Here is a 13,528-nt window from a genome sequence, read left to right on the forward strand (position 1 = left end):
CCGGTACAGGCGAGAGCTGTCATGGCGGACGATGAGATCACAGTACCCGCGAACTATACGGCAGGTCTTTTCGACATTTCCGGCCGTGTCGCCGTCGTCACCGGCGCCGGCAGCGGGCTTGGCGCGGCGATCGCGATCGGTTATGCGCAACTCGGCGTCACTGTCGTGCTCGCCGATATCAACGCCGCGGGAATGGCGGCGACGCTCGCGACGATCACCGAGCAGGGCGGCAAAGCCGTCGCTGCCGAACTCGACGTCACCAAGCGGGATCGCTGCTTCGACCTCGCCAGGAAAGTCAAAGCGGACCATGGCAGCGTCGATATTCTGGTGAACAGCGCCGGCTCCGCCTTCCGCAGTCCGGCCGAGGAGTTTCCGGAGGACAAGTTCAACTTCATCCTCGATCTCAACCTCAAGGGAACCTACTTCTGCTGCCAGGCTTTCGGCAATGCGATGCTGGCGCAGGGCAGGGGCAGCATCATCAACCTCGCCTCGATCGGCTCGTTCAACGCTTATCCCTGGGCCAGCGCCTATCTGGCCTCCAAAGGCGGCGTGCTGCAGATGACCAAGGCACTGGCGCTGGAGTGGCGAGACCGCGGCGTGCGTGTCAACGGCATCGGTCCGACGCTGATGGAATCGCCGCTCACCAAGGCCGCGGCTTCCCGCTCGTCGATCACGGCGGATTTCATCAAGGCGCGCATGCTGCGGCCCCGGCTCGGGCTGCCGCGCGAGTTGATCGGAACGGCCGTGTTTCTGGCGAGCGATGCGTCCGAACTCGTCACCGGACACATCGTCATGTGCGACGACGGATATCTAACGGCATGAACACCGAACGCATGGGCCGACCACCGGCCGGAGGCTGACTTGGCAAGGATCACCAAAGCTCATCATACCGGATTCACCGTGCGCTCGCTCGAACGCTCGATCGCCTTCTATCGCGACATATTGGGCTTCGAGCTGGCCTTCCAATGGAACCCGCAGGCCGAATACATCGGCGAGCTTGTCGGCTATCCGAGCGTGGATCTACACGGCGCCATTCTTCGGCTGCCGGGCACGGATGTATGCCTCGAGCTGCTCGAATACCGCAATATCGAACAGGTCCGGGTCGACATGCGCAACGGCAACATCGGCAATGGCCACATTGCGTTCAACGTCGACGACCTGATGAGCCTTTACGAGGAGCTGGTGGCCAAAGGCGTGAAATCGGTCTCCGCCCCGGTCACGCCGACGATCGGTCCGAACAAGGGCGGCAAGGCGGTTTATCTCATCGATCCAGACGGTTTCCGCGTCGAACTGATCCAATCGGCGCAAGCCTTCGGGAGCTACAAGCCGGAGTGATCCCGATCAAATAAAAACGTTTCCAAATTTCGTTGCCTGCGCTAGCTTCGCAAGCCTGCACCAACCATCCGACCTGCGTATTGGGAGAATTTCGCCTTGGCTAAGATATGGGTTCGGCAAGCGGTCCTCAGGGCCCTCGATGATGCGATGACGGAAGATCCGACCGTCATCATGATGGGGGAAGACATTGCGGCCGCGGGCGGCCCGTTCAAGGTGACGGAGGGTCTGCTCGCCGTGCACGGTCCGCAGCGTGTCATCGACACGCCGATCTCGGAAATGGCCTTCATGGGCGCCGCAGTCGGTGCCGCTGTCTGCGGGCTCAAGCCGATCGTCGAGATGATGTTCATCGAATTCATCGGCGTGGCTCTCGACCAATTGACGACGCAGGCGGCGACGATGCGCTATCTTTCGCGCGGCAAACTGACGACGCCGCTGGTGGTGCGCGCTTCGGCCGGCGCCGGGCAGGGTTTTGGCTGCCAGCATTCGCAGATGCTCGACCACTGGTTCCGCGGTACCCCGGGCCTCAAGGTGTGCGTCACCAGCAACGCCCGCACGACCTACGGCTTGCTGCGCTCGGCGATCGAGGATCCGGATCCGGTGGTCGTGCTCGAACCACGCATTCTCTACGCTGAACGCGAGGAATACGAATTCGACAGCAGCTACCGCATCCCGCTCGGCAGGGCCGAGATCGTCAAGGCGGGCAAGGATGCGACGCTGCTCGCCTGCGGGGCGATGGTGCGGGTGGCCAAGGAAGCCGCCGAAAACAGCAGCGCCGACATCGAGGTGATCGATATGCTGACGCTGTGGCCGTGGGACCGCGATACGATCATGGAATCGGTTTCAAGAACCGGTCGTCTGGTGACGCTCGAAGAGGCCACCGCCGGCAACGGCTGGGGCGCCGAAGTGGTGTCTTCCGTCGCTGTCGAGGCCTTCGGTTCGCTGAAGGCGCCGCCGCACCGCATCACCTTGCCCGATGCGCCGGTGCCCTACAGCGGCAAGCTGGAAGCGCGCTTTCTGCCCAGCGCGGCCTACGTCGCCGAGCAGGTGTCCGCCCTGGTGTCGACCAACAAAACGCCAATGCCCTGGTGGAGGAACGCAGCATGACGCTCTCCAATTCCAACTCGCCGCTGGCGCGCCGGGAAGCCCTCGACGACAGGCTGGAGCAGCTTCGTCGGATGATCGAGATCCGCTTCGTCGAGGAACGTATTCAGAAGCTGTTCGCGGAAGGTCACGTGCGCGGCAGCACGCATCTGGCGAGCGGCCAGGAAGGCGTGTCGGTCGGCATCGCACGCTCGATCGACCCCGACGACATCGTCACCTGCACTTATCGCGGCCACGGCCATGCGTTGGCATTGGGCCTAACGCCGGCGGGCGTCATCGGCGAGATCTGCGGCCGCGTCATCGGCTGTGCCGGCGGCGTTGGCGGATCGATGCACCTTGTCGAGCCGGCGATCGGACTGCTGCCCACGGCGGCCATCATCGGCGCCGGCCTGCCGATCGCCTGCGGCGCCGCGCTGGCGGCGCGCGCGCGCGGCACGGACCGCGTCGCGGTCGCCATTTTCGGCGACGGCTCGGCCAATATCGGGGCCTTCCATGAATCGCTGAACTTCGCCGCGATCCAGAAGCTGCCCGTGGTCTTCGTCTGCGAAAACAATCTGTACGGCGAATATACGCGCATTCAGCTGTCGACGCCGGTCGAGGACATCGCGATACGCGCCGCCAGCTACAACATGCCAGGGGTCATCGTCGACGGGCAGGACGCCGACAAGGTGGCGGAAGCGATGGCGACAGCCGTTGCGCGTGCACGCCGCGGGGAAGGACCTTCGCTGGTCGAGATGAAGACATACCGCTATTCCGGCCATTCCCGCTCGGACCCGGCGACCTACCGGCCGGCCGGCGAACTCGACGCATGGCTGAAGCGCGACCCGATCGACATCTTCGCCGAACGCCTGACCGCCGAGAAGCTGCTGGCGGCGCGCGGGCTCGATTCGCTCAAGACCGAAGTGCGCGAGGCGGTAGAAACGGCAACGGCGGAGGTGCTGGACTCGCCGGCGCCGGAACTCGGTGAGATCATGGCGCATGTCGGCGCTTACTCTGCAGGCGGCGATCAGCGCCATTTGTTTTGGTCGAATTGACCTGGCCGTTTTGGTGACGCAGGTCGCTGCAAAGCAGCCTGCGTCGGAAGGAATTTCTGACCGCACGCTGCCGGAGACGATATCCGGCGGCGATTTTATCGACTGCTGGCGCCCTTTGTCGGCGCAGGCCGGAGCAAAATGGGCACGCGTTCCGACATAGGCTTCGACGGCCCGCTTTTCGACGATCTCGCGATCGGCGACCGCTTCGACAGCGCGCCGACGATGCGGCTGACGGAAGGTCTGGCCGCCGTCCACCACGCAATCGTCGGCGGACGCCTGCGGTTGGCCTTCGATGCCGGGCTGTCCGAGGCCGTGACGGGGCAGGCATCGCCGTTTGCCGCGCCGGCTTTCGTGTGGGATATCGCCATAGGGCAATCGACGCTTGTCACCCAACGCGCCGTCGCGAACCTGTTCTATCGTGGTTTGGTGTTCCGCCGCGCGCCGGCGATCGGCGACAGCCTGACGACGTCCACGACCGTCATTGGCTTGCGTCCGGCATCGGCAAAACCTGGCCGCCCACCGCGCGGACTTGTTGCCATGCGCATCGCGACGGTCGATCAGGAGCAGCGTCCGATCCTCGATTTCTGCCGTTGCGCCATGCTGCCCGCGCGCTCGGCCGATGCTGTGGCGGCGCAAGGCCAGACGGAGCTGCCGAAATCCGATTTCACCCAGACGCAACTGCTGGAAGCGGTATCAGGCTGGAATCTTGACGCTTTTCGCGATGCCACGCACGGTCCGCATTTTGATGACCTCGAAGCGGGTTCCGTGCACGATCTTGCCGGAGGCGACGTCGTCAGCAGCGCTCCGGAACTGGCCAGGCTGACCATGAATCTGGCGGTCATCCATCACGACCGTATCGCGGCAGGCGGACAGCGTCTGGTCTATGGCGGCCACACGATCGGCATCGCCGCCGCACAAATCACGCGCGTCTTCCCCGGCCTGGTGACCATCCTTGCCTGGCATGACTGCGACCATCTCGGCCCGGTGCATGAGGGCGATACGCTGCATTCGCAGGTCATCGTCGAACGCTGCCAGCCGCTGCCTGGCGGCGGCGGACTGGCGCATCTTCGCTGCAAGGTCCGGTCGACCGACGGTGCCAGTGAGACGTCGGACGTGCTCGACTGGCGGTTGGTAGGGCTGTTTGCATGACGCGAGCCATCCTGAGCGGCATGTCCGTGGTCGAAGGCTCGGCCTTCGTCGCGGCGCCGCTTGGAGGAATGACGCTGGCGCAGCTTGGCGCCGATGTCATCCGCTATGACCAAATCGGCGGCGGACTGGACTATCGCCGATGGCCGGTGACGGATAGCGGACAAAGCCTGTTCTGGGCCGGCATGAACAAGGGCAAGCGCTCGATCCAGATCGACCTGCGTTCCGAGGAAGGGCAGGAGATCGTCGCCGCGCTGATAACCAGGCCCGGCACTGATCAAGGCCTCTATCTTACGAATTTCGCGGCGCGCGGAGCATTGTCCTACGAGGCATTGAAGGCACGGCGGGCCGATCTCATCATGGTCGCCTTGAGCGGCAATCCCGACGGGTCGAGCGAGGTGGACTATACGGTCAATGTCGCCACGGGGTTCCCCGACATCACAGGTTTGCCTGGGTCTTGCGGCCCCACCAATAGCGTGCTGCCGGCCTGGGATATCGCGATGGGCGAACTCGCCGCCGTTGGTCTGCTTGCCGCCGACAGACACCGCAGCCGCACAGGCGAGGGTTCGCTGGTAAAGCTCGCTTTGTCCGACGTCGCTTTTGCCACCGTCGGAAATCTGGGGCGTATCGCCCAGGCCGAACGCGGCGGCAGCGCGGCGAAGGACGGCAATTTCCTGTTTGGCGCGTTCGGGCGCGACTTTGCCACAAACGATGGTCGGAGAGTTATGGTCGTTGCGTTGACGGAACGGCAGTGGAAGTCGCTGGTCCAGGCCACAGGTATCGATGCCAAGGCTCTGGCCGCGGCGACCGGCGCCGATCTTGACAGCGAGGGAGGACGCTACGCTGCCCGCCATGCCATCGCGGACGCGATAGCGCCGTGGTTCGCGGCGCGTCGTTTCGACGAGGCGACGAAGGACCTGTCAGCCGCGGGGGTCTCCTGGGGGCCATACCAGAGTTTCCAGCAACTCGTCGCCGAAGACCCACGCTGCTCGCCGGCCAATCCGCTGTTCTCACCAGTCGATACGCCAGGCATCGGGACGGTGCTGACGCCCGCGTCGCCGCTCTACTTTTCGGTGGCGGATCGGCTGCCGGCCATGCGTGCGCCGGTGCTCGGGGAACATACCGACGAGATCCTAGCAGGTCTGGGCATCAGTGATGGCGAGATCGGCCGCCTGCACGACCGCGGCGTCGTCGCAGGAGCCGAGCGCCGCCTTTAGGACTTTATCTTTGGCGGCGGCCCAACGGATTCGCGCATCACCAGTTGCGGCGCAATGTCGATCACGACGTCCTGCGGCTCGCGGCCATGGATCATGGCGTCAAGTTCGACCACGGCGCGGGCGCCCATCTCGCTCAGCGGCGTGACGATGGCAGTCAGCGGCGGCGCGGTGAAGATGGCGTCTTCGCCGTCCAGAGAGACAACCGAAAGGTCACGCGGCACCTGGATGCCGCGTACGCGCGCCGCTGCCAGCGCACCGATGCCGACCAGCATGTTGAAGGCGAAGATGCCGGTCGGCGGCGCCGGCTCGCTCATGATGTGGTGCAGGGCGTCGTAGCCGCCGCGCCGCGACACCGGCGCATTGGCGACGATCGCAGGCCCGAGGCCGGCAGCCTTGCAGGTTTCGATGAAGCCAATATGGCGGCGTCGCGAGGTATCGAGTTCCGGCATCGAACCGATGAAGCCGAGCCTCGTGTGTCCAGCCTCTATGAGCGTGCGCGCCGCCAGCCGGCCCGAGGCATGGTCGTCCACGGTGACGCTTCTGCCGATCGTGGAACGCCGGTTGACGAAGACGTGCGGCACCGGATTGTTCGCGATCGCCTCGATCATTTCGCGGCTCTCGGCCGTCACCGCGATGATCAGGCCATCGATGCGCCGCTCGCTGACCAGTCTCAGATAGGCCGCCGTCGACCGCTGCTCGTCCGCAACCTCGGCGATCAGCATGACATAGCCGGCTTTTTCAGCCTGCCGCATCGCACCGCGCACGGTCTCTGCGTAGACCGGGTTGGTCAGGTCGGGCAGCAGTATGCCAAGAGCGCCCGTGCGCTGGGTGCGCAGATTGCGCGCCAGCGCATGCGGCCGGTAGTTGACGCGCCCTGCCTCGTCCAGGATAGCCTGACGGGTCTGCGCGCGCACGCTGATGCCGCCATTGTTCAGCACTTTGGACACCGTCGAAACGTCAACGCCGACTGCGCGCGCTATATCTTTCAGCGTGGCACGTGCAGACGGAGGCGCAGCTGGTGTCGATGTTTTCACGAGACCTTCCCGTACCTCTCTAGCAGAGCTGCGTCCGGCTCGTAACGATAGCAGCGGGAGGTCAGGCCGCCATCGACCGCGAGAGACTGGCCGGTGACGAAGGAGGCTTCCGACGAGATAAGCCATGACACCGCCGCCGCTATCTCCTCCGGTTCGCCTATGCGTTCCAGCGGATGCTGGATGGACATTTCCCGTTCGGCGCGGGTGCTGTCCGGGCTATCGCGGATAACCCGCTGCACGAGCGATGTGCGCACCGCGCCGGGCGCCACTGCATTGGCTCGAATGCCCACCGGTCCGTATTCGACCGCGATGTAGCGGGTCAGCGCGTCAATGCCGGCCTTGGCGACGTCATAAGCCGCCCACATGTTGAAGGCGGAGCGGCCATGCACCGACGAGACGTTGACGATCGACCCGGCGACGCGGTGTCTCACCCATGTCTGGATCGCTTCCGAAGAGCCCCAGAAATGCGACATCAAATTGACCGCAAAGACTCGCTCGACATCGGCGTCTTTCGGTTCATGCAGATTACCCATCAGAGCGATACCGACATTGTTGACCCAGCCTCGCAGGGGCGCGAGCTTTTCGGCGGCCTCTCGCGCTTTCTTCAGCACGGCACGGTCGGAGGCGTCGCCGCAAAGGCAGCCATGTCCCTTGCCCAGCTTCTTGCCCAGGTCAGATGCCGTTTCAGGGTTGATTTCAAGGCCGACGACGTTCCATCCATCGGCCGCCAGACGAACGGCTATGGCATGGCCGATGCCGTCGCCGGCTCCCGTTACGACAACGCTTCCGAGACTCATCGAGACCTCCCATTGGATCCGGGCGGGCGGCTCGGCTTGTCGACGCGCCATGGGTTTGTTGGTCGGCTTCAAGGGTCGTGCAGGACACACAACTAGAAGCTGCCCCCAACGCCTGTCAAGCGCATGGTTCCGGACCGTGCTCGGTTGCACTACAGCTCTCAATTATCACGCCGAATATGTTTGAGCAATCGATTGACTGTTGGGTTGTTCGGATGCACTGTTGCGTCAAGCCGGATGAATGAAACCGGCGGTGAAGAGAAAACCGGGGAGAGAGAATCATGGATGGAAAACTGGACAACAGGCATCTCGCCAAGGCCAAATCCGGCCATGCCGACGCGGCCGGCCTCACGCGTCGGGATCTGATGCAGCGCGCCGCGATGCTCGGCATCGCCGGCGCCTTCGCCAATTTCGGCTTCCCGGCGCTCGCCGCCGATTTCGACTGGAAGAAGCATGCCGGCACCAAGCTCAGCATCCTGATGACGGGCGACGAGAACGACCACCGGGCGTTGGGCGACATGTTGGACAAATTCAAGGAAGACACCGGCATGGAACTGGAGATCACGTCTCCGGCGCTGGGCGCGCTGATCGAAAAGACGCTGCAGAACCTGAAGGCCGACCATTCTTCGTTCGAGCTCATCGAATATCTCGGCTTCCTGACCACCCAGCAGGTCGGCGCCGGCTATTACGAGCAGCTCAATTCCTACATCGACGATCCGTCGAAGACCCCTCCGGACTGGGACGTCGCCGACTTCCTGCCGCCGGCCATGTCCAATGTCGGTATTTTCGACATGGCATCCGGGACCGTCGGCAAGGGCAAGGACATCTATGGCATTCCGGGCCTGCATTCCGGCTCGGTCATCTACTTCTACCGCAAGGATCTGTTCGAGGCAGCGGGCCTGAAGCCAGCCACGAACTGGGACGAGTTCAAAGACGCGGCGATAAAGCTCAACAAGGACGATGTCGCCGGCTGTTCCTTCATCGGCGCCAATGATTTCTCGCTCGCCGCCGTCGACTGGTACACGCGCTTCATCACCACGGGCGGCAAGCTGATGAGCGGCAGCCCGAAGGAAAAGAACTTCAAACCGAACGTGAATTCGCCCGAAGGCATCGGCGCGCTGCAAATGCTGATCGATCTTCTGCCCTACGCGCCGAAAAACGTGACGAAATACGGCTTTGCCGAGAACGTCGACGGCTTTTCCACCGGCAAGATCGCGCAGATGATCTTTTGGTCGACCATCGCCGGTCCGATCCTCAACGGCGACAATTCGATGGTGTCGGACAAGACGGGCACCGGTCCAGTGCCGGCCAAACCGGGCGAGACGGCGCGGGCAATTCAGGGCGGCTGGGGCATGGGCATTCCGAAGAACATCGATCCGGCCAAGAAGGATGCTGCCTGGCTCGCGTTGACCTGGATGACCAGCAAGGCGTTCAACAAGTTCGAGGTCGAGAAGTACCAGATCGACGCCAGCCGCACCTCGGCGTTCACCGATCCCGACCTTGTTGCCAAGCTACCCTATCTGCCGGACGCGCTGAAAGCGGCGTCGACGGCGGAGATCATTCCAACCTCGCTGATCCCGGAATTCTTCCAGTTGAACGACATCATGAATGTCGAGTTCAACGCCGCGCTGATCGGCACGCAGGATGCCAAGACCGCCTGCGAAAAGGTACAGACGCAGTGGGAGGCCATGCTGCGCAAGGCCGGCCATCTCGCCTGATCGGCTCACGATCGTCGGTTTGGAAGTGAGTGATGAGCATTGCTGCGCCGGCGTCGGCGAAATTCGTGTTCGGCACGCGCGACAGGCCGGGGAGGTCGGTATGGCTGCTCCTCGGTCCGTGCATCGCCTATCTCGTCATCTTCAGCATCTATCCGCTGTTCCACAGCCTGCGCCTGTCGCTGACCGACCTCACCGCGGCGACAGGCACCGGCAATTTCGTCGGTCTCGACAATTATCGCGCATTGCTGGTCGATCCGCAGTTCTGGAACGCGGCCTGGAACAGCGCCGTCATGGTGTCCTTGTCGGTGGCGATCCAGGTGGTTCTCGGCGTTGCGCTCGCCATGTTCTTCAACCTCCAGCTGCGCGGGTCGTGGATTGTGCGCGGCATCCTGCTCTTGCCGATGCTGATGACGCCAATCGTCGTCGGTGTCATGTGGCGGGCACTGCTCAATCCCGACTGGGGACTTGTCGATTGGGCCATCAAAGCGGTCGGACTGACGCCGCCCGACTGGCTGGGTACGGTCAGCATGTCGATGGTTACCGTCATCATGGTCGACTGCTGGCAATGGACGCCGTTCGTGTTCATGATCGTCTTCGCCCGACTGCAAGCCCTGCCGCAGGAGGTGTTCGAAGCGGCGCAGGTCGATGGCGCTGGCCCGGTCGTTACCTTCCGCCGCATCACCTTGCCGATGTTGAGGCCGGCGATCGTCTTTGCCGCCGTCTTCCGCGCGGTGGACGCCTTCCGCTCCTTCGATCTGATCTACGGGCTGAGCTATGGCGGTCCAGCGCGCAGCACCACGACGCTGAGTTTCTTTTCGTTCCAGAACGGGTTCCAGTTCCAGAACTACGGCTATGCGGCTGCGGTCGCCTATATGATGCTCATCATCCTAGCCGTCGGCACTACGGTCCTGTTGCAATACGTTCAGCTGCGGCCAGGGAATTCACGATGAAGTTCCGGCCCGGCAGGATCATCGCCTATCTGTTTCTGATCGTGCTTGCGATCGTCGGCGCAGCACCCTTCCTTTATCTCGTCGTGCTGTCGACCAAGAAGCGCATCGAGATCCTGGCGCAGGTGCCGCCGAAGCTGACGTTCACCTGGGTGCAGGCGGCCAAAAACTACAACGAGGTGCTGTTCAGCCAGGGCATGCTGAGCTTTACGTTGAACTCGCTGATCGTGGTCAGCATCGCCACGGCGATCGCGCTTGTCATCGGCACGCCCGCTGCATACGCGTTTTCGCGGCTGCGCTTCAAGAACAGCGAGCGCCTTGCCAGCACCATTCTATCTATGCGTTTCATGCCGCCAATCGCGGTTGCGATCCCACTTTTCCTGATGGTCAAGGCCGCGGGCCTGCAGGACAGCTATCCCGGGCTGATCCTGCCCTACGTCGCCTTCTCGCTGCCGCTTGTGGTTTGGATCATGATCGGCTTCTTCGACGAGATCCCAGGCGAGATCGACGAGGCGGCCCTGATCGACGGCTGCACGCGCGTCAGCGCGCTCTGGTACGTCATGCTGCCGATCGTCAGGCCCGGCCTCGTCACGGCGGCGCTGTTCGGCGCGCTGTTCATCTGGAACGAGTTCCTCGTCGCGCTGTATGTCATCGATTCGCGCGCGTTCCAGACCATCTCGCTCGGCGCCGCGACGCTGGTCAGCGCACAGCGTCCGATCGACTGGAACATCGCCGCAACGGTGGGTGTCGTCACGGTCATTCCGATCCTCATCTTCTCGCTCTTCGTCCAGCGCTACATTGTGCGCGGAATAACCGCCGGAGCTGTCAAATGAACTACGATCTCAAGCCGGAACTCGTGACTTCGGATCTCGGCTGGCCGGAGGGGCCGACCGTGATGCCGGACGGCAGCGTCGTCTTCGTTGAGAGCTACCGCAGCCAGCTGACCCTCGTCGGCGAGGACGGCAAGGCCAGGCAATTCGCCTACGTGACCGGCGCGCCGAATTCATGCGTGCTGGGTTCCGACGGCGCGCTCTACGTTTGCCAGAACGGCGGCACGGTCGGCCCGTGGCGCGCAGCGGAGATGACCTTGCCGTCGATCCAGCGGGTGCGGCCAGGCGGCAAGCCGGAAATCCTGGTGAGCGAAGTCGACGGCGTCAAGATGAATGGGCCGAACGATCTGGTCTTCGGGCCGGATGGCACGCTGGTCTGGACCGATCCGGGGACCTATAATCCGGCCAATCCCGATCCGAGCTACATCTATGCACTGTCGCCGGACGGCAGGGCCAGCGTGAAGGTCGCGTTTCCCGCGCCAACGTTTCCGAACGGGGTCGTCGTCGAGGCCGACGGCTCGATCGTGTGGGATGAATCCTACACCGGCCATGTTTGCCGGCTGAAAACCGACGGAACGATTGAGGATCTCGGCAGGATGCCAGGCAAGAATCCCATTCTCGATGGCATGGCGATCGCCAAGGACGGCTCCCTGCTCGTTACCGACCTCGTTGGCGAAGGGTTTCACGTTTTGGCGCGCGATGGCACGCCGAAGGGCTTCGTGCGCACCGGCGGCTGTCCGACCAATCTTGCCTTCGATGGCGAAACGCTTTGGGTAACGGACGCCAGCGTGCTGGCTAGCAGCGCAGAGCCCAATTATGCGGGGCGATTGTGGCGGCTTACATTTCCTGGCGGCGGCGCTCCTACCTACAAGGGCTCGATCGGGATGGAGGCCAAGGCATGAGTGCGCGAGAAGCCTTTCCGGGCCTCTCCTACAAGGGAAAGGTTGCGTTTGTCACCGGCGGCGGCTCCGGGATCGGCCGCGAGACGGCGCTGACGCTCGCCGATCTGGGCGCCGATGTCGCGGTCCTCGATTGGACCGCCGGCGCGGCCGATGCCACGGCCGAGGCTGTGCGGAAGATTGGGCGCAAGGCCGTTGCCTTCAATGGAGATACAGGCGACGAGAAAACGGTTGTGGATGCCTTCGCGGCGACGCGCCAACAGCTCGGCGAGATCGACGTTGCGGTTGCCTGTGCCGGGATACTGGGCGCCGGCGGTCCGGTGTTCGAAACCTCGGTCGAGGATTTCGAGCAGGTAATGGCCGTCAATGTGCGTGGCTCGTTCCTGGTCACGCGCGAGGCCGCCAGCGGCATGCGACAGCGCAAGCGAGGCGCGATCGTGCTGCTGTCCAGCCTGGACGGCCTGCAGGCAGAGCACGGCATGTTTTCGTATTGCACATCCAAGGGCGCGCTCCTCAATTTGGCCCGCGCCGCCGCGCTCGATCTGGCGCGCGACGGTGTAACGGTAAATTGCGTGTGCCCGAGCGTGACGCACACGCCGCTGCTTGCGGGCCGCCTAGCAACACTGCCGAACGGCGACGAGATACTTGCCTCCTATGCAGCGCGCCATCCGCTCGGCCGGGTGTTGACGCCGCGCGATATCGCCTCCGCGATCGCTTTTGTCGCGTCGCCGATCGCCAATGGCATCACCGGGGCTGCGATCCCGGTCGACGCCGGTATCGGCGCGACCTGGGACAACTACCGCGATCCGCCGTGGATCGCTGCTGGCTGAAACGGGCGTCGGGCAATGCGGGACATTGATGCCTTTGGCCCACGAAAAGGCCAGCAAAATCAATACCCGTGACACATCCTCCGGGCCTACCATTATCTTTGATTCAATTGATGGAAGACCTCGGCCAAAAACGTTTTGGGCTCATTGTGGGCCGGCGTAAAGACATTGCTGGACCTGATGCCGATGCGCGCTTTCGCCGACACGGCCGATGTGGCGGCGGCGGTTCTGTATCTGGCGTCACCGGCTGCCAAGATCGTCACCGGCCATGTCCTGGCGGTTGACGGTGGCTATCTTGCCCGTTGAGTTCCCGATCACAAACTGTCGATGCTGATCGTTAGCGCGGGCGATTCGAGCTGTGGCACGTTGGCCCCTGCGGGTCCGGGCCCAGCAACATGCGAACAGCTCTGCCATTCTTGAGGGCGCGCCGGGTCAAGAGCGCATCGGCAATTCAATTGGTCTTCAGCGGACCCGCCCGGTTTTCGGCGATCCACCGCGCGGCCAGCACCAGCGCCCCCATGCTGAAATCCTTGCCGTGCTTGGCAACCATCTCTTCCGACAATTTGGCAAGGCGTTCGAAAAAGGCGTCCTTGCTCTTTTCCTCTGCAGTGAGCTCGGTTTGCATTCCATCCTCCTGTTGTCGGGC

Annotated in this window: 15 protein-coding genes; 12 read left to right on the plus strand and 3 right to left on the minus strand. The window is 63.4% G+C overall.

What is annotated here, in order from left to right:
• The first annotated feature begins 21 nt into the window (after positions 1–21).
• From FJ417_RS17245 to FJ417_RS17270, 6 genes are all read left to right on the plus strand, one after another.
• Positions 22–822 (plus strand): SDR family oxidoreductase, encoded by an 801-nt coding sequence (locus tag FJ417_RS17245; RefSeq protein WP_140784301.1) that lies wholly within the window; start codon positions 22–24, stop codon positions 820–822.
• Positions 823–861: 39 nt separating this feature from the next.
• Positions 862–1,335 carry a VOC family protein gene (locus FJ417_RS17250; RefSeq protein WP_140652742.1) on the plus strand — a complete coding sequence of 158 codons (474 nt, stop codon included), beginning with the start codon at positions 862–864 and terminating at the stop codon, positions 1,333–1,335.
• Positions 1,336–1,431: 96 nt separating this feature from the next.
• The gene (locus tag FJ417_RS17255) at positions 1,432–2,439 is read left to right on the plus strand and encodes a transketolase C-terminal domain-containing protein (RefSeq protein ID WP_140784302.1); all 1,008 of its coding nucleotides are present in this window, start codon (positions 1,432–1,434) and stop codon (positions 2,437–2,439) included.
• Positions 2,436–3,470 carry a thiamine pyrophosphate-dependent dehydrogenase E1 component subunit alpha gene (locus FJ417_RS17260; protein WP_140784303.1) on the plus strand — a complete coding sequence of 345 codons (1,035 nt, stop codon included), beginning with the start codon at positions 2,436–2,438 and terminating at the stop codon, positions 3,468–3,470. The genes FJ417_RS17255 and FJ417_RS17260 overlap by 4 nt, the downstream gene beginning before the upstream one ends.
• Before the next feature lie 138 nt (positions 3,471–3,608).
• Positions 3,609–4,619, plus strand: a complete 1,011-nt coding sequence (locus FJ417_RS17265; RefSeq protein WP_140784304.1) for a MaoC family dehydratase — start codon at positions 3,609–3,611, stop codon at positions 4,617–4,619.
• Positions 4,616–5,833, plus strand: a complete 1,218-nt coding sequence (locus FJ417_RS17270) for a CoA transferase (protein ID WP_140784305.1) — start codon at positions 4,616–4,618, stop codon at positions 5,831–5,833. The genes FJ417_RS17265 and FJ417_RS17270 overlap by 4 nt, the downstream gene beginning before the upstream one ends.
• On the opposite strand, the gene FJ417_RS17275 is transcribed toward FJ417_RS17270, so the two are convergent.
• Together FJ417_RS17275 and FJ417_RS17280 are read right to left on the minus strand one after the other, a co-directional pair.
• On the minus strand, positions 5,830–6,867 hold the full coding sequence (locus FJ417_RS17275; protein WP_181183244.1) for a LacI family DNA-binding transcriptional regulator: 1,038 nt from the start codon (positions 6,865–6,867) through the stop codon (positions 5,830–5,832). The two genes, FJ417_RS17270 and FJ417_RS17275, sit on opposite strands and share 4 nt — an antisense overlap.
• The gene (locus tag FJ417_RS17280) at positions 6,864–7,736 is read right to left on the minus strand and encodes an SDR family oxidoreductase (protein ID WP_210240652.1); all 873 of its coding nucleotides are present in this window, start codon (positions 7,734–7,736) and stop codon (positions 6,864–6,866) included. Before FJ417_RS17280 ends, FJ417_RS17275 begins: the two co-directional genes overlap by 4 nt.
• 206 nt (positions 7,737–7,942) lie before the next feature.
• Between FJ417_RS17280 and FJ417_RS17285 the strand changes: the two genes are divergently transcribed.
• The 6 genes from FJ417_RS17285 to FJ417_RS17310 all read left to right on the plus strand — a co-directional run bounded on the left by FJ417_RS17285 (position 7,943) and on the right by FJ417_RS17310 (position 13,188).
• The gene (locus FJ417_RS17285; protein ID WP_140652753.1) at positions 7,943–9,379 is read left to right on the plus strand and encodes an extracellular solute-binding protein; all 1,437 of its coding nucleotides are present in this window, start codon (positions 7,943–7,945) and stop codon (positions 9,377–9,379) included.
• Positions 9,380–9,411: 32 nt separating this feature from the next.
• A complete protein-coding gene (locus FJ417_RS17290; RefSeq protein ID WP_140710464.1) occupies positions 9,412–10,329 on the plus strand; it encodes a sugar ABC transporter permease in 918 nt (305 codons plus the stop codon).
• Positions 10,326–11,159, plus strand: a complete 834-nt coding sequence (locus FJ417_RS17295) for a carbohydrate ABC transporter permease (protein ID WP_140784307.1) — start codon at positions 10,326–10,328, stop codon at positions 11,157–11,159. Before FJ417_RS17290 ends, FJ417_RS17295 begins: the two co-directional genes overlap by 4 nt.
• A complete protein-coding gene (locus tag FJ417_RS17300) occupies positions 11,156–12,058 on the plus strand; it encodes an SMP-30/gluconolactonase/LRE family protein (RefSeq protein ID WP_140784308.1) in 903 nt (300 codons plus the stop codon). Before FJ417_RS17295 ends, FJ417_RS17300 begins: the two co-directional genes overlap by 4 nt.
• Positions 12,055–12,885 carry an SDR family oxidoreductase gene (locus FJ417_RS17305; RefSeq protein ID WP_140784309.1) on the plus strand — a complete coding sequence of 277 codons (831 nt, stop codon included), beginning with the start codon at positions 12,055–12,057 and terminating at the stop codon, positions 12,883–12,885. The genes FJ417_RS17300 and FJ417_RS17305 overlap by 4 nt, the downstream gene beginning before the upstream one ends.
• A 165-nt stretch (positions 12,886–13,050) precedes the next feature.
• On the plus strand, positions 13,051–13,188 hold the full coding sequence (locus FJ417_RS17310) for an SDR family oxidoreductase (protein WP_246687484.1): 138 nt from the start codon (positions 13,051–13,053) through the stop codon (positions 13,186–13,188).
• 145 nt (positions 13,189–13,333) lie between these two features.
• Here FJ417_RS17310 and FJ417_RS17315 read toward each other — a convergent pair whose 3' ends face one another.
• Positions 13,334–13,507, minus strand: a complete 174-nt coding sequence (locus FJ417_RS17315; RefSeq protein WP_181167035.1) for a hypothetical protein — start codon at positions 13,505–13,507, stop codon at positions 13,334–13,336.
• Positions 13,508–13,528: the final 21 nt, after the last annotated feature.

Origin of the sequence: Mesorhizobium sp. B3-1-7, assembly GCF_006439385.1 — a bacterium.
GTDB lineage: Bacteria > Pseudomonadota > Alphaproteobacteria > Rhizobiales > Rhizobiaceae > Mesorhizobium.